This is a genomic window from Pseudomonas parafulva (assembly GCF_000800255.1).
GTDB classification, from domain to species: domain Bacteria; phylum Pseudomonadota; class Gammaproteobacteria; order Pseudomonadales; family Pseudomonadaceae; genus Aquipseudomonas; species Aquipseudomonas boreofloridensis.
The window spans coordinates 1,221,929-1,244,500 of the sequence record NZ_CP009747.1 but is presented as its reverse complement, the minus strand read 5'-3'; the positions used below and the strand labels follow the sequence as shown (position 1 = coordinate 1,244,500).

Sequence of the window (22,572 nt, the reverse complement as noted above, 5' to 3'; positions counted from 1 at the left end):
CGCCGTGGAGTGCGTCAGCCTCCTCCCTCCGACCCAGGCTCCAGCAGCTTCGCGAGTACATCCATGAACAGTCACAGCATCGTCGCCGACATCAAGGTCAAATGGGCCGAGGGCCAAAGTGCCTACAGCCCAAGTACACCGGAGGAACTGCTGTTGATCGCCGTCGATTTGCTGGTACGCGAACGCGGTGGGGAAGCGGCACGCGGCTTCATCGAACAGGTGTTCGAGCGCTACGCGCCGCAAACGATCATTTCAAACGAGCCAGGCGCGCGCTGAGCAGATCGAAGAAGCCCTGCGCGTTGCCCTCTTCGATCCAGGTCACGTTAGCCGGCTGCTCCAGCACGCCATACCAGTCGGCCACCGTCTGACCGAAGGTCGGCCCTTCACGGCTGTCGACGCTCATGTGGACCTGGCGCCCACTGAACAGCCCCGGCTCCAGCAGGTAAGCGATGACTGTGGCATCGTGCACCGGGCCGCCGGTCATGCCGTATTTTTCGATGTCGTACTGAATGTAGGCATTGAGAATGTCGACCACCTTGCGGCTGGCGTCGTTGCCAACGGCGGCCAGTTGCTTGAGCCGTGCATCGCTGGTGATGATCTTGTGGGTCACATCCAGCGGCAGGTACGTCAGCTTCACGCCACTGGCCAGCACCACCTCGGCCGCGTGCGGGTCGGCGTAAAGGTTGAACTCGGCCACCGGGGTGATGTTGCCGCCGTTGAAATGGGCGCCGCCCATCACCACCACTTCCTTGATGCCCTTGACGATCTCCGGCTTCTGGATCAATGCCAAGGCCAGGTTGGTCTGCGGGCCGAGCATGGCCAGGGTAATGCTGTGGGGCTCAGCCGCATCGAGGGTATCGATCAGGTATTGCACAGCATTGCCGTTGGCCAGCGGTTGACGCGGCTCATGCACGGCGACACCGGTCAGGCCCTCTTCGCCGTGGACGTTGGCCGCGTAGATCGGCGTGCGCACCAGTGGCCGCCCTGCCCCGGCATACACCGGAATGTCTTCGCGCCCGGCCCACTCGCGGGCCAGGCGGGCGTTGCGTGAAGTCTTGTCCAGGCGCACGTTGCCAGCGACGGTGGTGATAGCGCGGATCTTCAGTTCCTCTGGCGAGGCCATGGCCAGGAACAGCGCCACCACATCATCGGCACCGGGGTCGGTATCGATGATCAAATCGCGCGGGGCGGCGAAGGCACCGGTGGCGGCTATCGTGGACATCAGCACTGCTCCTTGTAGCAAACGTCTGATTTTTTCGATCGACATTCAGCTCGTCTCCTTCAGCTTGGTTAACAACTCCGACCCGGCAAGCGGACCGCACGAACAATACGGTTCAAAAAGTCACACCGGCAATCAACGCGATGTTGCTGTAGGGCTTGCACTCACCACTGCGAATCACCGCCCGCGCCCGTCGGCTGAGCACCTTGAATGCCTCGTGCGACAGACGCTCGCGCGCGCCCAACAGCCCCAGCGCATGCTGCTCCTCGACCGCCACCAACCCCGGCGGCGAAGCCTGGAACATCTCATCGGCCAGCACATGCCGCTCCACCTGCATCTCACTGAGCACCACACGCAGCACGCTGGCAAAATCCGGAATGCCTGGCGTCAAGGCCAGATCGATCACCTCGACTCCCGGCGGCACGGGCAGACCGGCATCGCCGATCACCAGCACATCGCCGTGACCCAGTCCGGCGATGGTGCGCGACAAGGCGATATTGAGCAACGCGGTCTTCTTCATGGCGCCAGCTCCGCAAGATGCGGGATCGAAGGCTGCGCCCCCACGCGAGTGACCGACAACGCCGCCGCGCGCTGGCCGCGCACGATCGCTTCACCCTCCTCCAGGCCGCAGGCCAACCCGGCAGCGAATCCGCCGACGAAGGTGTCGCCGGCCGCCGTGGTATCCACAGCATTCACCCGATTTGCCGGGAAGTGCCGGTCACCTGCTGCGCTGACAAACAGCGCACCCTGGGCGCCGAGCGTCACGATGACCTTGCCCGCGCCCCACTCAAGCAGGCGCTCGGCCGCACGACGGGCGCTGTCCAGGTCCGTGACGGGCAGGCCGGTCAGTGCCTCGGCCTCGCTCTCGTTGGGAATCAGGTAGTCGATATGGGCGAACCAATCTGTCGGCAGTTGGCCGCTAGCCGGTGCAGGATTGAGAATCACCGTCTTGCCCAGTTCGCGGCCGCGGGCCAATGTCCAGGCGACCGTGGCCGGCGGCACCTCCAACTGGCAGACAACCACCTCGGCTTGCTGCAGCAGGGCGTCGAAGCGCTCTACCGATTCGGCGGTCAACTGACCGTTGCCACCGGCAATGATGACAATCGCATTCTGACTTGCAGCATCCACCACGATCAGCGCCACACCGCTGGACACGCCTTCGCAGATGGCCACCGCCTGGCAGTCGACACCTTCGTCCTGCAACGCTTGGCGCAGTTGCTGGCCATAGGCATCGTCTCCGACATTGCCGATCATCGCTACGCTGGCGCCCAGACGCGCCGCGGCCACGGCCTGATTGGCGCCCTTGCCACCGGGAGCGGTGAAGAAACTGTCGCCGGCGAGGGTTTCACCGCCTCGCGGCAAACGCTCGGCACGGGCCACCAGGTCCATGTTGAGGCTGCCGACCACTACGACCTTGGCATGCATGGGTGTTCCTTAACGGTAATCATTGAACAGATCCGGGCGCGGCCCGGTGGATTCGCGCAGCACGATGCGCGGCGCGACGATACGTTGCTCACCCGCCTCGCGGCGCGGGGTGACGATGCGCGACAACAGCAATTGCGCAGCACTGTCACCCAGCTCACGGATCGACTGGCCGACCGTGGTCAGCGGCGGATACACATAACGGCTCAGTTCGATGTCGTCGAAGCCGATGACCGACAGTTGACCCGGCACGTCGATGTTGCGCTCGGCCGCCGCCCGCAGCACGCCGAAGCCGATCATGTCGTTGCCGGCGAAGATCGCCGTGGGCCGCGCACCATCGAGCAACTGCGCGGCCGCTGCGTGACCGCCAGGGCTGGTGAAGTCGCAATGCAGCACCTGCTGCTCGGCGACCGGTAGCCCTGCCTCAGCCATGGCCCGGCGAAAACCGTTGACCCGCAATTGGCTAACCCCGGTATTGGCCGGACCACCGATGCAGGCAATGTCGACATGTCCGAGTTCGAGCAGGTGCTGGGTGGCCAGATAGGCGCCCAGTTCGTGATCGATACGCACCACATCGGTGTCGACGCCCTCCAGCGCGCGGTCGACCATGACGATTGGCGTACGCACGGCAGCCAGGCTCTGGAGCAGGTCCAGATCCTCGCCCACCGAGGCGACGATCAAGCCGTCGATGCGCTTCTCCAGCAGTACGCGCAGGTAATTACGCTGCTTCTTCGGGTCGTCGTCGGAGTTGCACAGAATCACGCAGTAACCGTTGCGCTCGCAGCCGTCCTCGATGCCACGGGCCAGCTCGGCGAAATAGGGGTTGACGCTGCTTGGCACCAGCAGGCCGATGGTGGCCGTGCTGCGCGCCTTGAGCGAACGCGCCACGGCGCTGGGCACATAGTCCAGCTCGGCAATGGCGGCCTCGACCTTCAACCGTACCGGTTCGCTGACCGGACGGGTCTTGTTCAGCACATGGGACACAGTGGTGTAGGAAATCCCCGCCAGTGCCGCGACGTCTTTGATGGTAGCCATGGTTCAGTTCCGCCGAGTCGCGCGCCGGCTGCGGTAGGTGTCGAGGACCACGGCGATGACGATCACCGCACCGGTGATGATGCGCTTGGTCGGCTCGGAGGCGCCGATCTGCGCCAGGCCTGCGGCCAGCACGGAGATAATCAGCACGCCGAAGAAGGTGCTGATGATCGAGCCGCGTCCGCCCATCAGGCTGGTGCCACCGATCACCACGGCGGCGATCACCTGCAGCTCCAGACCGGAGCCAGCATTGGGGTCTGCCGCCTCCAGGCGGGAAATCTGGAACAACGCGGCGAGCCCGGCGAGCAGGCCCATCAAGGCGAACACCAGCACTTTATAGGGGCGCGGATCGATACCAGCCAGGCGCACCGCTTCTTCGTTGGTGCCGATACCGATCAGGTAGCGGCCGAATACGGTGCGAGTGAGCACCAGTTGTGCCAGCAGGATCACCAGCAAGGCAATGATGAACGCCGGCGAGATGCCGAACGCAATGGGGTCGGAGAACCAGGCGAAGGCATCGCCAATGTAGGCAGTGCGCGAGTCGGTGAACTGATAGGCCAGGCCCCGCGCCATTTCCAGCACGCCAAGCGAGACGATGAACGAGGGAATGCGCCAGGCCACGGTCACCGCGCCGGTGATGCTGCCGGCCAGGGCGGCGATGGCCATGCCCAGCAGCGCGGCGGGCACCACGCTCCAGCCCCAGCCGAGAATGGCGACACTGACGGTGGACGCCGCCAACGCCAGCACCGAGCCGACCGACAGGTCGATACCTCCGATGATCAGCACGAAAGTCATGCCGACCGCCAGCACCATCAGGTCGGGAATCTGATTGGCCAGGGTGCTGAATGTGGCGTAGGACAAGAAGTGGCTGCTGAGGAACGAGAACAGCACGATCATCGCCAGCAAGGCGCCCGCCAGCCCCAGGTAAGTGCCCAGGCCGAAGTAGGTGCCGGAGCGGCGAGCCGGCTTGCTGCCAGCGGAGTCGAGGGTGGGAGTTTTCATGCGTCCATCCTGGGAGCTGCCTCATGCAGCAGTGCGTCACGTTTCTGGTAACCGGCGAAGGCAGCGGCGAGGATCTGATCCTGGCTCCAGCCATCACGGTCGAAGGTCTCGATCAGGCGACCGGCCGAGAGCACGGCGATTCGGTCGCAAATCAGCATCAGTTCGCGCAGGTCGCTGGACACCACCACCAGCGCCTTGCCCTGACGCGCCAGCTCGGCCAACAGGCCATAAATGTCGAACTTGGCGCCCACATCGATGCCGCGGGTCGGCTCGTCGAACATCAGCACCTGGCAGTCGCGCTCCAGCCAGCGACCAATCACCACCTTCTGCTGATTGCCCCCGGACAGCTCGCCCACCGCCTGGGCTGGGCTCGCGCTACGGATACGCATGGCGGCAATCTGTCGTTCGGCCAGTTCGCGCTCGGCCTGTGCGTCGAGCACTCCACACCGGGACACGGCCCCCAGGTTGCCCAAGGCCACGTTGGCGCTGATCGAGTGCGGCAGCAGCAAACCTTCGCCCTTGCGGTCCTCGGTGATCAGGGCAATCCCCGCGCGCACGGCGGCCTTCGGCGAATCGATGGTCACTGGGCGCAGGGGCTGGCCAAGCTGGATACAGCCGCTGTCGGCACGATCAGCGCCATAGATCAGCCGCAGCAGTTCGGTGCGCCCGGCACCGATCAGACCGGAAAGGCCGAAGATCTCCCCGGCGCGAACCTCGAACGAGACATCGCGCACTTTATCGGCACGATTCATGTGTTCGACCTTGAGCAGCGGCGCGCCGATCTCCCGGCGACCCAGGTCGATATGCTCGCCCACTTCGCGGCCGACCATCAGGTTGACCAGCTCGTTGCTGCTGTAACGGGCGATCGGCTCGGCGCACACCAGCTTGCCATCGCGCAACACGGCGATGCGTTGCGAAACCCGCTGCAGCTCTTCCAATCGATGGGAGATGTAGACGATGGCCACGCCGCGCTGACGCAGACGCTCGATCTGGGTGAACAGCAGCTCAACTTCGCGAGCCGTGAGCATGGCCGTGGGCTCGTCGAAGATCAGTACGTGGCAATCGCCAATCAGGTTGCGGGCAATTTCGACCATTTGCTGATGGCCGATGCCCAGCTCGCCGACCGGAGTATCGGGATCGATGGCCTCCAGCCCCACCTGCGCCATGGCCGCCGTCGCCAACTGGCGCAGGCGCTTCTGGCTGATCCAGCCGGCGCGACTGGGCAAGTTGTCGAGGAACAGGTTCTCGGCGACGGTCAGGGTCGGCAGCAGGTTGAGCTCTTGCATCACCATGCGCACGCCGAGCCGCTCGGCCTCGCTGCGGCTAGCCGGGCTGTAGGGCTGGCCGCGGTAGCTCATGTGCCCGGTGGTCGGGGTTTCCAGGCCACTGATGAGCTTGGACAGGGTGCTCTTGCCGGCACCGTTCTCGCCGGTCAGGGCAAGCACCTCGCCGGCATGCAACTGCAAGGTGACATCACCAAGCACGGGCTGGGCGTAAGTCTTGCCCAGCCCGCTGACGGCAAGCACCACTTCATTGGCCGATACGGACATGGCCACTTCTCTCCTGAATTGACTCTACGCGCCCCGCGAGGCGCGCAACGGTCACTCGGTGATCAACTTCACCGGGGTCTGGATCACATTGTCGGCATCGACATCGGGCTTCTCGCCCTTGACCATCTTCAGCGCCGCCTGAATACCGAACACCGCTTGCTGGCTGGCGGCCTGATCGAGGGTGGCGAGTACACGGCCATCCTTGAGCATCGGTTTGATCGCGTTGATGTTGTCGTAACCGACCACCTGCACTTTGCCGGCCTTGCCAGCCGCGCGCACGGCCGAAACCGCACCCAGCGCCATGCTGTCGTTGCCGGCCAGCAGCGCTTTGAGGTCGGGGTATTCATTGAGCATCGAGGCGGCGACCGCATTGCCCTTGTCGATTTCCCAGTTGCCGGACTGCACCGAGACGATCTTCATCTGCGCAGCGTCCATCGCATCCTTGAAGCCTGCGGTGCGCTGCTGAGCATTGGTGGTGGTCGATACACCTTCGATGATGCCGACTTCATCGCCAGCCTTGAGTTTTTCCTTGACCAGGTACTCGCCGACCATACGTGCACCCTTGCGGTTGTCGGGGCCGACGAAGGGCACGCTGATACCCTTGCTCTTGAGCAGCTCAGGATCGAGGCGGTTGTCGATATTGATGACCACGACGCCGCGGTCCATGGCTTTCTTCACGGCCGATACCAGCGCCTTTGAATCAGCCGGCGCGATGACCAGCGCCTTGGCACCCGCATTGACCATCTGTTCGACGATGCGGATTTGCTCACCGGTGTCGGTTTCGTTCTTGATGCCGTTGGCGATCAGCTCGAATTCGTCGGCATGGCTTTTCTGATAGTCCTTGGCGCCGTCTTCCATGGTGCGGAAGAACTCATTGGCCAGCGACTTCATGACCAGCGCCACTTTCGGTTTGTCTTCGGCGTGCGCCGCAGGCAGCGAGACGGCAAGCGAGAGTGTGGAGAGTACGGCAATGGCCAGCAGACGGCCGGGGAATGGCAATTTCATGGGATCAACTCCGAATCTTGTGTTTTTTATCGGATCGCAAACGTTTGCGTTGGCTCACTATGAGAACGGTGGTCTGTTTTGTCAAATGACATCGCGCCAGACGCTTGCCGCTGCATTCACGGAGTTTATCCGCCTGAAGAGTCGGAATGCCGAATAACGTTCATCGAACCGTTCGGGACTTCGAACATAAACAGCAGCGGGTCTCAAGGGTAATCACTGCCCCGTCGCATTTGGGCTCACACTTCCCGCTTTGGTACGGAACATGCCTACATTGCTGCGCGAATAAAACAACCATCTCATTTGGAAGAGAGAAGAAAAATGCAGACCGCAGCACTCAAGACCCTCGCCCCCACTGCCCTCGCCCTGCTCCTGGCCCTGCCGCTGTCGGTCAGCGCGAAAGAAGCCGAGCAGCAGCAGAAGCTCGCCAACGTGGTCATCCTCGCCACCGGCGGTACCATCGCCGGTGCCGGCGCCAGCGCAGCCAACAGTGCCACGTACCAAGCCGCCAAGATGGGCATCGACAAGCTGATCGCCGGCGTACCGGAACTGGCCGACATCGCCAACGTGCGCGGTGAGCAGGTGATGCAGATCGCTTCGGAAAGCATCAGCAACGACGACCTGCTCAAACTGGCCAAGCGCGTCGCCGAGTTGGCCGACAGCAGCGACGTCGATGGCATCGTCATCACCCACGGCACCGACACCCTGGAAGAAACGGCCTACTTCCTCAACTTGGTGGAAAAGACCGACAAGCCGATCGTGGTGGTGGGCTCCATGCGCCCGGGTACCGCGATGTCCGCCGATGGCATGCTCAACCTCTACAACGCCGTGGCCGTGGCAGGCGACAAGCAGTCGCGCGGCAAAGGCGTGCTGGTGACCCTGAACGACGAAATCCAGTCCGGTCGCGACGTGAGCAAAGCGGTCAACATCAAGACTGAGGCCTTCAAGAGCGCCTGGGGTCCGATGGGCATGGTGGTCGAGGGTAAATCGTACTGGTTCCGTCTGCCGGCCAAGCGCCACACCCTCAACTCCGAGTTCGACATCAAGCAGATCAGCAGCCTGCCCCAAGTGGACATCGCCTACGGCTACGGCAACGTGACCGACACTGCCTACAAAGCCCTGGCCCAGAACGGCGCGAAGGCGCTGATCCATGCCGGTACGGGCAACGGCTCGGTCTCGTCGCGTGTCGTGCCGGCCTTGCAGGAACTGCGCAAGAATGGCGTGCAGATCATCCGCTCGTCCCACGTCAACCAAGGTGGTTTCGTGCTGCGTAACGCAGAACAACCCGATGACAAGAACGACTGGGTAGTCGCCCACGATCTGAATCCGCAAAAAGCACGGATCCTGGCGATGGTCGCAATGACCAAGACCCAGGACAGCAAAGAGTTGCAGCGGATCTTCTGGGAGTACTGATTGCCGATGGGCGCAAGGCTGGTGCATCGGGCACTGGTCTTCGCCTCATCGACGTGTCGAGTGGGCGAACCTACGCCAGCGCTCACCCTGCCCTCTACCATCAGCAGCTACAAAACCTGAGCTTATACCCGACACGCTGTTGCGAAAAAACTGACGGTGAAATACTGTACGCGCATACAGCAAAACAAGGAAAAGCTCCATGGCCAGTCCCGCCGCTGCGCCCAGCAGCTACGCGCAATTGGGCACCCGTATCCAGAAGATCATCAACAGCCCCATGGCCCAGCGCAGCCGCGCCGCGCTGATCTTCCGCCTGGAACATGAGTCGCCCGACGATTGGGAAACCCTGCTCGGAGAAATTGCCGAGAACGACAACGTCACCCTTGCCCACCGCGACGATGGTGGCATCCAGATCTTCTGGACCGTTCCCAAGGACGACTGATACTGCCTGCCTTACCCCACCTCCCCCGACTACCGAACGATGATGTTGCGTTGACCCATGAAAAGACTGTTGTCCGTTGTTGCCCTGCTCCTGTTCGTCACCACCCCCGCCCTCGCCGCCCCTCCAGCGACCTTCGCTGAAGCCAAGGTGGTCGCCAAACAAAAGATTTACCTCGACCAGGCCAGCAGTGCCATGGGTGACCTGTACTGCGGCTGCCAATGGACCTGGGTGGGCAAATCCGGCGGGCGGATCGATCCCGCCTCCTGCGGCCTGCAGCCGCGCAAGCAAGCCAACCGCGCCGAGCGCACCGAGTGGGAGCACATCGTGCCCGCCTGGACCTTCGGCCATCAGCGCCAGTGCTGGAAGAACGGTGGCCGCGAGCACTGCGTGGACGACGATCCGGTGTTCCGCGCCATGGAGGCCGACTTGTTCAATCTGTATCCGGCCGTAGGCGAAGTGAACGGCGACCGCAGCAATTTCAACTACGGCATGGCATCTGGCGTCGGGCCGCAGTACGGCCAGTGCAAGACGCGCGTTGACTTCAACCAACGGGCTGCCGAGCCGCGCGACGAGGTCAAGGGCTTGGTGGCGCGTACCACTTTCTACATGTTCGATCGCTACGGCCTGAATATGTCGCGCCAGCAACAGCAACTGCTGATGGCCTGGGACAAGCAGTACCCCGTCTCAGCGTGGGAGCGTGAACGCGACGGTCGTATCGCTGCGGTCATGGGCCATGGCAATCCGTTCGTCAGCGGCGAGCGACGCTGGGTCGCTGGCTACAAGACCGTCGGCGATGGCGTGGTCAGCCGGCTGCCGGACACCCCGGCCAAACCCTCGACCCCGACGCCGCAGCCCAAGGCAGGAACGGGGTCGGCTGGCATGATTGTCGGCAACCAGAACAGCCGGGTCTATCACCTGCCCACGGGTTGCCCGAGCTACGGCCAGGTATCGGCGAAGAACCTGGTGACGTTCGAATCCGAGTCCCAGGCCCAGTCGGCGGGTTATCGCAAGGCCGGCAACTGCCGCTGAGCGCTGGGAGCGATGATTCAAGGGCCGCTTGGCGGCCTTTGGATCAGGCGATGACGACCTGTCCGTCGGCCAGCCCCTGGCTGGCGACGCCCACCAAGGTCACGCTGTCGGCGCCGAAACTGAGCAGTAGATCATCGCCCGCCCGGCTCAGGTGATCGCGCCAGTCCGGCAGCGCAGTCCCCCCCTCCACACCGATGAACACCAGTCGATCCTGCGCGCTGAAGTCCAGCACACGATCCTGGCCGAAATGCCCGCTGAACAGGAAGGTGTCGCGTCCAGCACCGCCACTGAGCACATCGTTGCCGGTGCCGCCGATCAGGACGTCGTCGCCGGCACCTCCTGCCAGCCGGTCATCCCCGGCCAAGCCGAACAACCAACTGCCCTGCGAACCGGCCTGCAGGTGATCGGCGCCCTGGCTGCCTTGCAGCGACAGCGCGTAGGGTTCGATTTTGCCGCTGCTCAGTAGCCCCTGCTCCGTCACCGCATGGGACACCTCCTTGCGCAGGAGCATCAGGCTGGCTTCCTTGCTGACCAGCGCCTCGACGTTGCGCACCAGGCTGATACCGCCGGCGGCATCGCGCACGTAGAGCGTGCCCTGGCCATCGCGGGCAACTGCAACGTTGGCCAGCGCATTGTCGAGCTGCAAGGTGTCATGACCCGAACCACCGTCGATCATGTTGAAGCCGCCGCCATCGCGGAAGGTATCGTTACCCGCGCCGCCGTCAAGGTAATCGTTGCCGCGTCCGCCCTGGATCAGGTCATCCTGGCTGGAGCCGACGATGAAGGTGCTGCCGGTGTGAGGCTCGGCATTGCGATTCAGATCCTGGACCCAGGTCGAGCCGCGGGTGACGTCGGACAAGTTACTGACCACGACGGTCGAGTCGCGGCTGGTCCATTGATAGAACGGCGAATCGACGACCCTGCTCAGGCCGTCGGTATAGGCACCCGGCAGGTGCGAAAGCCAGGTGGCGATGTTACCGATGGAGAACGGCAGCAGGTTCCAGGCGTCGGAAGCGTAGTGATCGTTGAAATTGACGAGGTTATCGGTGGTCGAGGGCTTGGCGGCATCGTGCACGCCCAGCGTGGCCCAGGTCACCGAGGTGCCGTCGAGCACGCGGAACACCGGATCGTTCTCGTAGCCGATGTTGAGCACTTGGCTGGCATCGGCAGCCTGGGTCGGCGAGGCAAAGGCCAGATAGCGGGCCTGCTGATAGAAGCCGTCCCACCGGCTGGCGCTCAGGTCGGCCAGACTGTTGACCGCCAGCCCGCCCAGGCTGTGTCCGGTGACGGTGATGTCCGCGCCTGTGAGGCCATGGGCACGGGCCAACGTGGCGACATCGCCGAGCAGGCGATCGAAGGCGTTGCCGGCATAGTTACGCGCATAGTCGGCCGGGCCAATGGCAGCCAGCAGGTCGTTGATGGCATCGCCGAGGGTATCGCCGATCAGGTTTTCCCGCGGGCCGCTGGTGCCGCGAAAGGCGATACCGATGGCACTGAGTTGACCCTCGGCGCCGTAGCGACCCAGCACCTCCACCTGCGCGCTGGTATAGCCCGCCGCCTCGCCATGGAACGTGCCACGGGCATCGGTCTTGCCCTGATAGCCCAGTTGCGCGGCGCTGATCGGCGTCCATCCGGCGGCTTTGACCTGCGCCAGGGCGCGGGCTTCGGCATCGGGGTTCCAGGGGATGCCAGGGATCACGCCTTGGCTGTCGGTACCACCGATCAGCGCCTTGACCAACGTCGCTGGCAAACCCAGGCCGAAGCCGTGTTTCTCGTAGCCGGCAATGAAGCCATCGTCGATGGCGTGATACGCGTAACTGGCCAGCAGCAAGGCGTCTTTGAACAGCGCAGATGAAGTCGCGGAGTCGAGTTGACGGTAATCGAACAGTGGCATGGGTGACGTCCTTGTAATGAGACAGAAGGGCCCGGTGACATCGTCCAATGACACATCCGGGGCATCTGGTAACGCTGGCACGAGACCGGTGAGTCAGCCAACCCTGCGGCACTGGCGTTCATGCCAAATCCAAGGACATATTCGCTGACTGCAAAACTGTACATACATACAGATAAAGCTTGCGTGAGCGCGTTGGCTTGCCCATCCTAGCGTCCATCGTCTCTGATCAAGCGTTCACCGCCATGCGTCTTTTTCTCTGTGAAAAGCCTTCCCAAGCCAAGGATATCGCCAAGGTACTGGGCGCCAACCGCAAGGCCGACGGCTGCTGGCAGGGCACCGATGTGTGCGTGACCTGGTGCATCGGCCACCTGCTGGAAACCGCACCGCCAGACAGCTACGACGCCCGCTATAAACGCTGGACGCTGGACGACCTGCCGATCATCCCCGAACGCTGGAAGATGCTGGTCAAGCCCAAGACCGCCAGCCAGTTCAAGGCGGTCAAGCGCTTGCTGGGCGAAGCCCGCGAGTTGGTGATCGCCACCGACGCCGACCGTGAAGGGGAAATGATCGCCCGTGAATTGGTCGAGCACTGTCGTTATCGCGGCCCGGTCCAGCGCCTCTGGCTGTCGGCACTGGACGACGCCTCGATCCGCAAGGCCCTGGGCCAGTTACGCCCAGGCAGCGACACGTTCAGCCTCTACCATTGCGCGTTGGGCCGCTCCCGGGCGGACTGGCTGATCGGCATGAACATGAGCCGCTTGTTCACGCTGCTCGGGCGTCAGTCGGGCTATCAAGGCGTGCTGCCAGTGGGCAGGGTCCAGACCCCGACGCTGCGCTTGGTCGTGGACCGTGATCGCAGCATCGCCGACTTCGTACCCGTGGCCTATTGGGCCATCGAAGCGCAGCTTTCCCATGCCGACAGTCTGTTCAGCGCGCACTGGCGCGCGCCGCAAGAGGCTTGCGACGACCAGGGCCGCTGCCTGAACCAGGCGCTGGCCCAGCTCGCGGCGAGCCAGATGCAGGCCGCTGGCAGCGCCCGGGTACTCAAGGTGCAGACCGAGCGCGTACGCGAGGCGGCGCCGCTGCCCTTCGACCTCGGCACGCTGCAGGAGCTGTGCTCGAAGAAGTTCGGCCTGGGTGCACAGGAAACCCTGGATATTGCCCAGGCGCTGTATGAAACCCACAAGCTGATCACCTACCCGCGCAGCGACTGCGGCTACCTGCCTGTCAGCCAGCACGCGGAGGCGCCCGCCATTCTCGCGGCGCTGCAACGTGCCGACTCAAGCCTGGCCCCCCTGCAGCCGTACCTGCAGCCAGAGCGGCGCTCGCGCGCCTGGAACGACGCCAAGGTCAGCGCCCACCACGGCATCATCCCGACCGTCGCAGTCAGCGATCCGGCGCGCCTGCCGCCCAAGCACAAGTCGGTCTACACGCTCATCCGTGCACGCTACCTGGCGCAGTTCCTGCCTCACCACGAATACGACCGTACTCAAGCCGAGCTCGAGTGCGCTGGCCATGCGTTACGCGCAATCGGCAAGCACATCGTCGAACCTGGATGGCGCCGCGCCTTGCCCGAGGCCCTGAGCTCGACGACCAAGTCCTCCTCGGCCACCGCCACCAAGGGTCGCGAAGCCCCGCCAGTTCAGGTGCTGCCCTCACTGAAACAAGGTGACGACTGCCCACTCCAGTATCTGCAACTCAAGGACCTGTGGACCCAGCCGCCCAAGCCCTTCACCGAAGGCGACCTGATCAAGGCGATGAAAAACGTCGCCAAGCTGGTGGACGACCCCAAGCTCAAGCAGAAGCTCAAGGAGACCACCGGTATCGGTACCGAAGCTACCCGCGCCAGCATTATTCAAGGCCTGCTCGATCGTGGCTACCTGATCAAGCACGGCAAGGCCCTGTCGGCCACTCCCGCCGCGTTCAGCCTGATCGACGCGGTGCCCAAGGCGATTGCCGACCCTGGCACGACGGCCATCTGGGAGCAAGCGCTGGACATGGTGCAGAACGGTGAAATGAGCCTGGACGAATTCGTCACGCGCCAGTCGGCCTGGATGGGCAAGTTGGTGCAACGCTACGCGGGCATGCGCTTGACCATAAACGGGCCACCCGCGCCCGCCGCCGGCAAGGGCGCGCCATGGAAGAAGAAACGCCGCAGCGCAGGCAAACGCAAGACCACGACAGGCACCGCCGATACTGGCAAGAGCAAGAGCACCGGACGCCGTACCCTCAAGCCGCGCTGAGCCACTGGCACGTGCCGACAATCGCCAGTCACGGGTGTGTCGTCGGCAAGCCGCGGCGCGTCTTGTAGACCAGTTCCCCAGCTCCTTTCCAATCGCTTTCGCAGGCCCCCATGCAAGCACTACTGCAAGAGATCCTCGATCAGGTCCGCCCACTGCTCAGCCAGGGCCAGGTCGCCCAATACATCCCCGCCCTCGCTCAGGTCGACCCCAACCAGCTGGGCATCGCCGTGCAGAGCCTGGACGGCCAGTTGCACTGTGCAGGCGATGCGCGAACACCCTTCTCGATCCAGAGCATCTCCAAGGTGTTCAGCCTGGTACAGGCGATCAACCACAGCGGCGAGGCCATCTGGTCGCGACTGGGCTACGAACCCTCCGGGCAGGCGTTCAACTCGCTGGTCCAGCTGGAGGTGGAGAAAGGCCGCCCGCGTAATCCGTTCATCAACGCTGGAGCGCTGGTGATCTGCGATATCAATCAATCGCGTTATGCCACACCGACGCTGTCGATGCGCGACTTCGTCCGGCGCCTGGCGGCCAATCCGCGTATCGTCAGCGACGCAGTGGTCGCCGAATCCGAGTATCAACACCGCGCCCGCAACGCCGCCATGGCCTACCTGATGCAGGCGTTCGGTAATTTCCACAACGATGTCGATGCCGTGCTGCGCAGTTATTTCCACCATTGCGCGCTGTCGATGAGCTGCGTGGACGTGGCCCGAGGCTTCGCCTTCCTGGCCAACAGCGGCTACTGCCCGCACAGTGGCGAGCAGGTACTGAGCCCTCGTCAGGCACAGCAGGTCAACGCGATCATGGCCACCAGTGGTTTGTACGACGAGGCTGGCAACTTCGCCTACCGGGTTGGCCTGCCAGGCAAGAGCGGCGTAGGCGGCGGTATCGTCGCCGTGGTGCCAGGGCGCTACAGCATCTGCGTGTGGTCACCTGCGCTCAACGCCTCGGGCAACTCACTGGCCGGCATGCGCGTGCTGGAACTGCTCAGCGAGCGAATGACCGGCTCGGTGTTTTCCGCCGTGGCGCAGGAACTGGCGCGCTGAGGCGGCGCGTTTGGGGCAATGGGAAGGCTACCGACTGTTCGGCCGCAATGGCCAGCCCTGATATCGCCGCCCTTGACTGGCAACCGCGCGTCTCGGCCAGTACCATGGCCGTTCGCGCGCGACGTTTTGTCGCGCTCTTGCCCGCTGCCTGAAAGCCGTCCCATGCCCTTCGAACTCACCGTAGAACCGCTCACCCTGCTGATCCTGACTGCAGTCGCCTTCGTCGCCGGTTTCATCGATGCCATCGCCGGCGGCGGCGGGCTGCTCACCACGCCCGCCCTACTCACCGCCGGCATGCCGCCGCACCTGGTGCTGGGTACCAACAAGCTGAGCTCGACTTTCGGCTCGGCCACTGCAAGCTTCACCTACTACCGCCGTAAGCTGTTCCATCCCGCCCAATGGCGTCGGGCGATTCTCGGCACACTGGTCGGTGCATTGATCGGCGCGGTGGTTGCCCACTACATGCCTGCCGAGTGGCTGAACAAGATGCTGCCGGTGATCGTTTTCGCCTGTGGCCTGTACTTGCTGTTCGGCGGCACGCCCAAGGCCCCCCTGGACGCTGAAGCCCCGATCAAGCGGACCTGGCAGTTCCCACAAGGCTTCGGCCTGGGGTTCTACGACGGTGTCGCCGGTCCTGGTACCGGCGCGTTCTGGACCGTGAGCACGCTACTGCTCTACCCCATCGACCTGGTCCGCGCCAGCGGTGTGGCGCGCAGCATGAACTTCGTCAGCAACATTGCAGCGCTGACAGTATTCATGGTTTCCGGGCAGGTGGATTACATCGTCGGCCTGGCCATGGGCCTGGCGGTGATGGTCGGCGCGTTCTTCGGCGCTCGAACTGCGATCAGCGGCGGCAGCAAGTTCATCCGTCCAGTCTTCATCGCCGTGGTACTGGCGTTGACCGTGCGCCTGGCCTGGCAGCACTGGTTCGGCCAGGCCTGACTCAGAGGCGACGGCAACAGCCGCCGCGGCCTCAGTTGGGCAGCGTCGGCTCGGGCAAGCCCAAACGCCGCGCGACATACAGGTCGATCAAGTAGCGCGCGATGGAACGATTGGCCGGCAGCGGCGGCAGGTCATGCACGTTGAACCAGCGCGCATCTTCGATTTCGTCCGGCTGCATGACGATCTCGCCGCCGGCATACTCGGCGTGGAACCCCAGCATCATCGAATGCGGGAACGGCCAACACTGGCTGCCCACATAGTGAATGTTACCGACCTCCACCGCGACCTCCTCGCGGACCTCGCGCACCAGACAATCTTCCGCCGACTCGCCCGGCTCGGCAAATCCGGCCAAAGTGCTGTATACCCCGCTGACGAAACGCGGCGAGCGCGCCAACAGCACCTCGTCGCCCCGTGTCACCAACACGATCATGCTCGGCGAAATGCGCGGATAACTGCGCAGGTCGCAGGCCAGGCAGTGCATCGCCCGTTCCCAGCGGATCTGCGTCATCGGCTGGCCGCAGCTGCCACAGAAGCGGTGCTCGCGGGCCCAGGTGCCGATCTGCGCGGCATAGCCAAGCAGCTTGTAGGTCTCGAAGTCGCCTTCAAGCATGAATTGACGCAGGCCGCGCCAGGTCATGCCAGGCACGTCGGTGGCGCTGCGCAGTTCGAGGAGGAAGACTGGCTCGCCGTCGAAATGGCCGATGCCGTGCTCGCAGAGTACGTCCAGCCCTTGGCGCTTGAGCCAGTCGCGTGGAAACAAAGCACCGTTGTCATCCACCAGGAACCCCGCCGGGCTGCGGGCGACGGCCCAGCCGCCGGCGATCTGCGGGTCGAGTACTGCGGTAGTCCAGCGTGCTGACATGGTCATGGTCCTTCAGGCACGTACGTCGAACGGCTCAGTCGGCGAACGTCGGTTTCTGTTTATTCATGTGGGCCGCCACCGCGACCCGCAAGTCCTGCGATTGCAGCATGGCAGCATTCCAGGTGGCGATGTACTGCAGGCCATCGTCGATGCTGTGGTCACGCATGTAGCTGATCATCTCCTTGGTGCCTGCCACCGCCAGCGGCGATTTTCCGGCTATGTCCCGGGCAATGTCGAATACCGCTTCAAGCAGGGCCGAGGCCTCTTCGTGCACCCGATTCACCAGGCCGATGCGCAGTGCCTCCTGGGCATCGATCATGCGGCCGGTGTAGGCCAGCTCGCGCATCATGCCGTCACCGATGATACGCGGCAAACGTTGCAGAGTGCCGACATCGGCCGCCATGCCCATGTCCACTTCCTTGATCGAGAACTGCGCATCGGCGCTGCAATAGCGCATGTCGCAAGCCGACACCAGATCGATGGCGCCGCCGATGCAATACCCCTGGATCGCCGCCAGTACCGGCTTGCGGCAGCGGTCGACGGCATTGAACGAGGCTTGCAGACGCAAGATGGTGCGACGCAGCAGGCGCGCATTGCGGCCCACATCCGGGCCCATCTCGCCGGCCAACGAGGCCAGCATCATCAAGTCGATACCCGAGGAGAAATGCTTGCCCGCCCCGCTGATGACCACTGCCCGTACCGATTCGGTGTCGTCGATCCACTGGAAGATCCTCACCAGCTCGTCCCAGAACGCCGCGTTCATCGCATTGACCTTGTCCGGGCGGTTGATCTGCACATGGGCGATGTGGTCGGTCAGTTCGACCTTGAAGGCGGTGTACTCGGTCACGGACAGCACTCCTGTGAAGGTGAGGATGGTGCGCCGGACTATAGCGCAGCGCCCCGGCGAGACGTGTGCCAAAAGCTGGACTCCCGCCCACCTGTGCACTTCTGCCATCGCCCCCTAGAATAGCCCCACACTGCAAGGAAAGATCCAGCATGGACCTGTTGTTCCTCGGCACCAGCGCCGGCATTCCCACCAAGGCGCGCAACGTCAGTGCCACAGCTGTCATCGAGGCGACCGGTAGCGGTTGGTACCTGGTCGACTGCGGCGAGGCCACTCAGCACCAACTGCTGCACACCCCGCTATCGGTACGCGACCTGCGCGCGATCTTCATCACCCATGTGCATGGCGATCACTGCTTCGGCATGCCCGGCCTGCTGGCCAGCGCGGGGATGTCCGGGCGCCGCGAACCGCTCGATGTGATCCTGCCGACCGCGTTGCACGATTGGGTGCGTCTGGGATTGGCGGTGAGCGACACCTACCTGCCCTTCGAGCTGCGTCTGCTCGCGGTGGAAGATTTCGTCGGTTGGCGCTCGGCCAGCGTGCAGGTCAGCGCAGTGCAACTGTCGCACCGGGTGCCCAGTCGGGGCTATGTGTTCACCGAGGTCAACCCGGAACCGCGCCTGGATAAGGCACGGTTGGAGGCCGAGCACATCCCGCGCGGCCCGCTGTGGGGGCAACTGGCGCATGGCATCGCCGTAGTGCACCAAGGCCGTACCCTCGACCCTCAAGACTATCTGCGTGCCTCCCGCGCCCCGCGCAAGATCATCGTCTGCGGCGACAACGACCGCCCCGAGTTGCTCGCCGAAGTGGCCAAGGACGCCGACGTGCTGGTGCACGAGGCGACCTTCACCCAAGCGCTGATCGAGCGCACCGGCGCCAGCTTCGGCCACAGCAGCGCCGCCGCGATTGCGCAATTCGCCCAGGACGCAGGCGTGCGCAACCTGGTCTTGACTCACTTCAGCGCACGCTATCAGGGCGATCCACGGCGCAGCCCGAACATCGATGACATCCGCAATGAAGCCCGCGCTCACTATGACGGCCACCTGATTCTGGCGCAGGATCTGCACCGTTATCACCTCGACCGCAGCGCGCGCCTGGTGCCCGAGGCGAATGTTTGAGCGCGAAATTACGCTGAACTAACGCCTTTACCCGACGATCCTTGACTAGGCGCAGCCAGCGCAAAACGCGCTGGCCAGTACCGCCGAACGACAAGGAGCCGCCATGACCACGACCGTCCATGACCCCTACCGCTGCCGACCCGGGCCGCTGCACGCGACACTGCTGGCCGGCACCGTGCCGTTGTTCCTGGGGGCATTGATCAGCGACATCGCCTACTACCAGAGCATGCAGATTCAATGGAGCAACTTCGCCGCCTGGCTGATCGCCGGCGGCCTGCTGTTCTGCGGTTTGGCGTTCCTGTTCGCGCTGGCCAACCTGGTGCGCGCCGAGCGCAAGGCCGGACGGCCGGTGCTCTACGTGTTGCTGTTGCTGGTGACCTGGGTACTGGGGCTGATCAACGCCTTCGAACACGCCAAGGACGCCTGGGCGGTGATGCCTTCGGGGTTGGTGCTGTCGGTGATCGTCAGCGTGCTGGCGTGCATCGCGACTTGGGTCGGCCTGACCAACCTGCGTTCCGGAGGTGCTGCATGAAAACGCCACTGACGTTGTCCGTTCTGAGCATGAGCCTGCTGCTGACCGCCTGTGGCGGCGACGGCGATGCCACCCAGGCACGCGGTCCCGATCCGAAGCTGCCGGCCCCGGAACGTGGCTTGCTGCCCAGCATGAAGATCGCCGAGCCCACTCAGTGGGGCGAGCAGAAGCCTACCGTACCCCAGGGCTTCAGCATCACCGCCATCGCCAGCGACCTGAAGATTCCGCGCCAGACGCTGGTGCTGCCCAACGGTGACATCCTGGTTGCCGAGGGTCGCGGCGGCAATGCGGCCAAGCTCAAGCCCAAGGACGTGATCGCCAGCCAGATCAAGGCCAAAGGCAACACCCAGGTCAAGGGCGGTAATCGCCTCACGCTGCTGCGCGACGCCGACGGTGACGGCCGCTACGAAGTGCAGACGGTGTTCGCCGAGAACCTCAACGCGCCCTATGGCCTGGCCTATGCCGACGGCAAGCTGTACGTGGCCAATCAGGATGCGCTGGTGCGTTTCGATTATCAGGACGGCCAAACCCAGGCCTCTGGCGCACCCACCACGGTCACCGAACTGCCCTCGGCGATCAACCACCACTGGACCAAGGCGCTCACCATCAGCCCCGACGGCCGCTACCTTTACGTGGGCATTGGCTCGAACAGCAACATCACCGAGCGTGGCATGGAGGTCGAGGTCGATCGGGCGATGGTCTGGCAGATCGACGCCCAGACCGGCGCGCACAAGCCCTATGCCACCGGCCTGCGCAACCCGACCGCGCTGACCATCCAGCCCGACTCCGGTCAACTCTGGGCAGTGGTCAACGAGCGCGACGAACTGGGGCCGGACCTGGTGCCGGACTACCTCACCTCGGTCCGTGAAGGCGCCTTCTACGGCTGGCCCTGGAGCTACTGGGGGCAGAACGTGGACACCCGCGCCCAGCCGCAGAACCCAGCGAAGGTCGCCGCCGCGATCAAACCGGACTACAGCCTTGGCTCGCATGTGGCGGCACTGGGCGTCGACTTCTCGGTGGCGGCCATGGGCGAGCAGTTCGCCAATGGCGTATTCGTCGGCGAACACGGCAGTTGGAACCGGCCCAACCCGGTGGGCTACAAGGTGATCTTCGTGCCGTTCAGCGATGGCAAGCCGGCGGGCGAGCCGGTCGACTTCGCCACCGGCTTTCGTGGCGAAGACGGCAAGACCCGAGGACGCCCAGTCGGGGTGACCGTCGATCCGAAAGGTGCGTTGATCATCGCCGACGATCTGGCCAACACCGTATGGCGAGTCACCCGTAACCCATGAGCCTCAGCGGGGGCGGCGGCATGCCGCTCCTGCTCCTTCAGTAGGAAATCTCCCTGCACCACAGGGTATGCCAGCGCCGCAGTACTGTTTTCTGTAACGAAAATGTAATATTCGTTTTCGCAGATAAAACAACAACGCTGGAGCTTCCCATGCTTGCCTTCTTCCGCCCTGCCGCACACCGGGCGCCACTGCCCGCCGATCAAGTCGACAGTACTTACCGCCGCCTGCGCTGGCAGATCTTCGCCGGTATCTTCATCGGCTACGCCGGTTACTACCTGCTGCGCAAGAACTTCTCCCTGGCCATGCCCTACCTGATCGAAGAGCAGGGCTATACGCGTGGTCAACTGGGTGTGGCGATCTCCGCCATCGCCATCGCCTATGGCCTTTCCAAATTCCTCATGGGGCTGGTGTCCGACCGCTCCAACCCACGCTATTTCCTGCCCTTCGGCCTGCTGGTGTCGGCCGCGGTGATGTTCGTGTTCGGTTTCGCACACTGGGCCACCTCCAGCGTGACCATCATGTTCGTGCTGCTGTTCATCAACGGCTGGGCCCAAGGCATGGGTTGGCCGCCCAGTGGCCGCACCATGGTTCACTGGTGGTCGCAAAAGGAGCGTGGCGGTGTGGTGTCGGTGTGGAACGTGGCGCACAACGTCGGCGGCGGCCTGATCGGTCCACTGTTCATCCTGGGCCTGGGCTGGACCAACGACTGGCATGCGGCCTTCTACGTACCCGCGGCCGTCGCCGTGCTGGTGGCCGTGTTCGCCTTTGCCACCATGCGCGACACGCCGCAGTCGGTGGGCCTGCCGCCGATCGAGGAATACAAGAACGATTACCCCGAAGGCTACGATGCCAGCCACGAGCAGGAATTCAGCGCCAAGCAGATCTTCGTCAAGTACGTGCTGCGCAACAAGATGCTCTGGTACATCGCCCTGGCCAACGTGTTCGTCTACCTGCTGCGCTACGGCGTGCTCGACTGGGCGCCGACCTACCTCAAGGAAGCCAAGCACTTCACCGTCGACAAGACCTCCTGGGCCTACTTCTTCTACGAATGGGCAGGCATTCCGGGCACCCTCCTGTGCGGCTGGATGTCGGACAAGATCTTCCGGGGCAACCGTGGCCTGACCGGTATCGTGTTCATGGCGCTGGTGACCGTGGCCACCCTGGTGTACTGGCTCAATCCACCGGGCAATCCCACCGTCGACATGATCGCGCTGGTATCCATCGGTTTCCTGATCTACGGCCCGGTCATGCTCATCGGCCTGCAAGCGCTGGAACTGGCGCCGAAGAAAGCCGCCGGCACCGCCGCCGGCTTCACCGGCCTGTTCGGCTATCTGGGCGGCTCGGTCGCCGCCAGCGCAGCGATGGGCTACACCGTCGATCACTTCGGTTGGGACGGTGGCTTCGTGCTGCTGATCGGGGCATGCGTCCTGGCCATTGCGTTTCTGTTGCCAACCTTGCGTCATACCCGTGTGGCAAGCAGCAGCCGATAAGGCGACGCTTCGATACGCCGAGCCGCCGTTGAGCGACATGCTTTGAAACACTTGCTGACAGGCCCGCCCGTCCCGGGCCTGTCAGCCCACTTCCTCAGATTTTCTCTCGTTCGAACGACGTTGGCTTCGTCCTACTCAATAGAGTCGCGGAAACGACTAGGCTGTTACGGCGGTCTTAGCTTGCAGTCGCCTTCTTTTAAACGA

21 protein-coding genes are annotated in these 22,572 nt (G+C 63.8%); 11 read left to right on the top strand and 10 right to left on the bottom strand.

The window, feature by feature from the left end; genetic code table 11:
* The first annotated feature begins 63 nt into the window (after nucleotides 1-63).
* On the top strand, nucleotides 64-276 hold the full coding sequence (locus NJ69_RS05485) for a hypothetical protein (RefSeq protein WP_039576887.1): 213 nt from the start codon (nucleotides 64-66) through the stop codon (nucleotides 274-276).
* Here NJ69_RS05485 and NJ69_RS05480 read toward each other — a convergent pair.
* The 7 genes from NJ69_RS05480 to NJ69_RS05450 form a co-directional block, all read right to left on the bottom strand.
* The gene (locus NJ69_RS05480; protein ID WP_348529586.1) at nucleotides 248-1,267 is read right to left on the bottom strand and encodes a nucleoside hydrolase; all 1,020 of its coding nucleotides are present in this window, start codon (nucleotides 1,265-1,267) and stop codon (nucleotides 248-250) included. The two genes, NJ69_RS05485 and NJ69_RS05480, sit on opposite strands and share 29 nt — an antisense overlap.
* 67 nt (nucleotides 1,268-1,334) lie before the next feature.
* Entirely contained in the window at nucleotides 1,335-1,739 is a 405-nt protein-coding gene (gene rbsD, locus NJ69_RS05475; RefSeq protein WP_029613135.1) for a D-ribose pyranase, read from the bottom strand.
* On the bottom strand, nucleotides 1,736-2,644 hold the full coding sequence (rbsK, locus tag NJ69_RS05470; RefSeq protein ID WP_039576880.1) for a ribokinase: 909 nt from the start codon (nucleotides 2,642-2,644) through the stop codon (nucleotides 1,736-1,738). The genes rbsD and rbsK overlap by 4 nt, the downstream gene beginning before the upstream one ends.
* A gap of 9 nt (nucleotides 2,645-2,653) precedes the next feature.
* Nucleotides 2,654-3,676 (bottom strand): LacI family DNA-binding transcriptional regulator, encoded by a 1,023-nt coding sequence (locus NJ69_RS05465; RefSeq protein WP_039576877.1) that lies wholly within the window; start codon nucleotides 3,674-3,676, stop codon nucleotides 2,654-2,656.
* A 3-nt stretch (nucleotides 3,677-3,679) separates the two neighbouring features.
* Entirely contained in the window at nucleotides 3,680-4,675 is a 996-nt protein-coding gene (locus tag NJ69_RS05460; RefSeq protein ID WP_039576874.1) for an ABC transporter permease, read from the bottom strand.
* Nucleotides 4,672-6,225 (bottom strand): sugar ABC transporter ATP-binding protein, encoded by a 1,554-nt coding sequence (locus NJ69_RS05455; protein WP_039576872.1) that lies wholly within the window; start codon nucleotides 6,223-6,225, stop codon nucleotides 4,672-4,674. Before NJ69_RS05455 ends, NJ69_RS05460 begins: the two co-directional genes overlap by 4 nt.
* Nucleotides 6,226-6,276: 51 nt before the next feature.
* Nucleotides 6,277-7,230, bottom strand: a complete 954-nt coding sequence (locus NJ69_RS05450; protein WP_039576869.1) for a sugar ABC transporter substrate-binding protein — start codon at nucleotides 7,228-7,230, stop codon at nucleotides 6,277-6,279.
* Between the two features lie 318 nt (nucleotides 7,231-7,548).
* Here NJ69_RS05450 and NJ69_RS05445 point away from each other — a divergent pair, with 318 nt between their 5' ends.
* The 3 genes from NJ69_RS05445 to NJ69_RS05435 all read left to right on the top strand — a co-directional run bounded on the left by NJ69_RS05445 (nucleotide 7,549) and on the right by NJ69_RS05435 (nucleotide 10,108).
* Entirely contained in the window at nucleotides 7,549-8,640 is a 1,092-nt protein-coding gene (locus NJ69_RS05445) for an asparaginase (protein ID WP_039576867.1), read from the top strand.
* A 199-nt stretch (nucleotides 8,641-8,839) separates the two neighbouring features.
* Entirely contained in the window at nucleotides 8,840-9,079 is a 240-nt protein-coding gene (locus NJ69_RS05440) for a DUF1654 domain-containing protein (protein WP_029613133.1), read from the top strand.
* Between the two features lie 57 nt (nucleotides 9,080-9,136).
* Entirely contained in the window at nucleotides 9,137-10,108 is a 972-nt protein-coding gene (locus NJ69_RS05435; protein ID WP_029613132.1) for an endonuclease, read from the top strand.
* A gap of 43 nt (nucleotides 10,109-10,151) precedes the next feature.
* Here NJ69_RS05435 and NJ69_RS05430 read toward each other — a convergent pair whose 3' ends face one another.
* Nucleotides 10,152-12,002 (bottom strand): polyurethane esterase, encoded by a 1,851-nt coding sequence (locus NJ69_RS05430; protein ID WP_039576865.1) that lies wholly within the window; start codon nucleotides 12,000-12,002, stop codon nucleotides 10,152-10,154.
* A gap of 242 nt (nucleotides 12,003-12,244) precedes the next feature.
* On the opposite strand from NJ69_RS05430, the gene NJ69_RS05425 reads away from it, so the two are divergent.
* From NJ69_RS05425 to NJ69_RS05415, 3 genes are all read left to right on the top strand, one after another.
* Complete coding sequence (locus NJ69_RS05425) at nucleotides 12,245-14,245, top strand: DNA topoisomerase III (protein WP_039576863.1); 2,001 nt, start codon at nucleotides 12,245-12,247, stop codon at nucleotides 14,243-14,245.
* A 110-nt stretch (nucleotides 14,246-14,355) separates the two neighbouring features.
* A complete protein-coding gene (gene glsB, locus NJ69_RS05420; RefSeq protein WP_039576861.1) occupies nucleotides 14,356-15,291 on the top strand; it encodes a glutaminase B in 936 nt (311 codons plus the stop codon).
* 162 nt (nucleotides 15,292-15,453) lie between these two features.
* The gene (locus NJ69_RS05415; RefSeq protein ID WP_039576859.1) at nucleotides 15,454-16,233 is read left to right on the top strand and encodes a TSUP family transporter; all 780 of its coding nucleotides are present in this window, start codon (nucleotides 15,454-15,456) and stop codon (nucleotides 16,231-16,233) included.
* 31 nt (nucleotides 16,234-16,264) lie between these two features.
* On the opposite strand, the gene nudC is transcribed toward NJ69_RS05415, so the two are convergent.
* Nucleotides 16,265-17,095, bottom strand: coding sequence for an NAD(+) diphosphatase (gene nudC / locus NJ69_RS05410; RefSeq protein WP_039576857.1), 831 nt, complete (start codon nucleotides 17,093-17,095; stop codon nucleotides 16,265-16,267).
* 34 nt (nucleotides 17,096-17,129) lie between these two features.
* Nucleotides 17,130-17,942, bottom strand: coding sequence for a crotonase/enoyl-CoA hydratase family protein (locus tag NJ69_RS05405; RefSeq protein WP_039576855.1), 813 nt, complete (start codon nucleotides 17,940-17,942; stop codon nucleotides 17,130-17,132).
* Nucleotides 17,943-18,091: 149 nt separating this feature from the next.
* Between NJ69_RS05405 and NJ69_RS05400 the strand changes: the two genes are divergently transcribed.
* From NJ69_RS05400 to glpT, 4 genes are all read left to right on the top strand, one after another.
* On the top strand, nucleotides 18,092-19,057 hold the full coding sequence (locus NJ69_RS05400) for a ribonuclease Z (RefSeq protein WP_039576853.1): 966 nt from the start codon (nucleotides 18,092-18,094) through the stop codon (nucleotides 19,055-19,057).
* Between the two features lie 103 nt (nucleotides 19,058-19,160).
* Nucleotides 19,161-19,589 (top strand): DUF2231 domain-containing protein, encoded by a 429-nt coding sequence (locus NJ69_RS05395; RefSeq protein WP_039576850.1) that lies wholly within the window; start codon nucleotides 19,161-19,163, stop codon nucleotides 19,587-19,589.
* Nucleotides 19,586-20,878, top strand: coding sequence for a PQQ-dependent sugar dehydrogenase (locus tag NJ69_RS05390; protein ID WP_039576849.1), 1,293 nt, complete (start codon nucleotides 19,586-19,588; stop codon nucleotides 20,876-20,878). The genes NJ69_RS05395 and NJ69_RS05390 overlap by 4 nt, the downstream gene beginning before the upstream one ends.
* Nucleotides 20,879-21,027: 149 nt before the next feature.
* Nucleotides 21,028-22,368 (top strand): glycerol-3-phosphate transporter, encoded by a 1,341-nt coding sequence (gene glpT / locus NJ69_RS05385; protein WP_039576847.1) that lies wholly within the window; start codon nucleotides 21,028-21,030, stop codon nucleotides 22,366-22,368.
* Nucleotides 22,369-22,572: the final 204 nt, after the last annotated feature.

Coding starts and splice junctions, on each gene's coding strand:
- NJ69_RS05480 (WP_348529586.1), bottom strand. CDS start 1,267: ATGTCGATCGAAAAAATCAGACGTTTGCTACAAGGAGCAGTGCTGATG.
- NJ69_RS05415 (WP_039576859.1), top strand. CDS start 15,454: ATGCCCTTCGAACTCACCGTAGAACCGCTCACCCTGCTGATCCTGACT.
- NJ69_RS05400 (WP_039576853.1), top strand. CDS start 18,092: ATGGACCTGTTGTTCCTCGGCACCAGCGCCGGCATTCCCACCAAGGCG.
- NJ69_RS05435 (WP_029613132.1), top strand. CDS start 9,137: ATGAAAAGACTGTTGTCCGTTGTTGCCCTGCTCCTGTTCGTCACCACC.
- NJ69_RS05485 (WP_039576887.1), top strand. CDS start 64: ATGAACAGTCACAGCATCGTCGCCGACATCAAGGTCAAATGGGCCGAG.
- NJ69_RS05465 (WP_039576877.1), bottom strand. CDS start 3,676: ATGGCTACCATCAAAGACGTCGCGGCACTGGCGGGGATTTCCTACACC.
- glsB (WP_039576861.1), top strand. CDS start 14,356: ATGCAAGCACTACTGCAAGAGATCCTCGATCAGGTCCGCCCACTGCTC.
- NJ69_RS05450 (WP_039576869.1), bottom strand. CDS start 7,230: ATGAAATTGCCATTCCCCGGCCGTCTGCTGGCCATTGCCGTACTCTCC.
- NJ69_RS05390 (WP_039576849.1), top strand. CDS start 19,586: ATGAAAACGCCACTGACGTTGTCCGTTCTGAGCATGAGCCTGCTGCTG.
- NJ69_RS05395 (WP_039576850.1), top strand. CDS start 19,161: ATGACCACGACCGTCCATGACCCCTACCGCTGCCGACCCGGGCCGCTG.
- nudC (WP_039576857.1), bottom strand. CDS start 17,095: ATGTCAGCACGCTGGACTACCGCAGTACTCGACCCGCAGATCGCCGGC.
- NJ69_RS05445 (WP_039576867.1), top strand. CDS start 7,549: ATGCAGACCGCAGCACTCAAGACCCTCGCCCCCACTGCCCTCGCCCTG.
- NJ69_RS05430 (WP_039576865.1), bottom strand. CDS start 12,002: ATGCCACTGTTCGATTACCGTCAACTCGACTCCGCGACTTCATCTGCG.
- NJ69_RS05455 (WP_039576872.1), bottom strand. CDS start 6,225: ATGTCCGTATCGGCCAATGAAGTGGTGCTTGCCGTCAGCGGGCTGGGC.
- rbsK (WP_039576880.1), bottom strand. CDS start 2,644: ATGCATGCCAAGGTCGTAGTGGTCGGCAGCCTCAACATGGACCTGGTG.
- glpT (WP_039576847.1), top strand. CDS start 21,028: ATGCTTGCCTTCTTCCGCCCTGCCGCACACCGGGCGCCACTGCCCGCC.
- rbsD (WP_029613135.1), bottom strand. CDS start 1,739: ATGAAGAAGACCGCGTTGCTCAATATCGCCTTGTCGCGCACCATCGCC.
- NJ69_RS05460 (WP_039576874.1), bottom strand. CDS start 4,675: ATGAAAACTCCCACCCTCGACTCCGCTGGCAGCAAGCCGGCTCGCCGC.
- NJ69_RS05425 (WP_039576863.1), top strand. CDS start 12,245: ATGCGTCTTTTTCTCTGTGAAAAGCCTTCCCAAGCCAAGGATATCGCC.
- NJ69_RS05440 (WP_029613133.1), top strand. CDS start 8,840: ATGGCCAGTCCCGCCGCTGCGCCCAGCAGCTACGCGCAATTGGGCACC.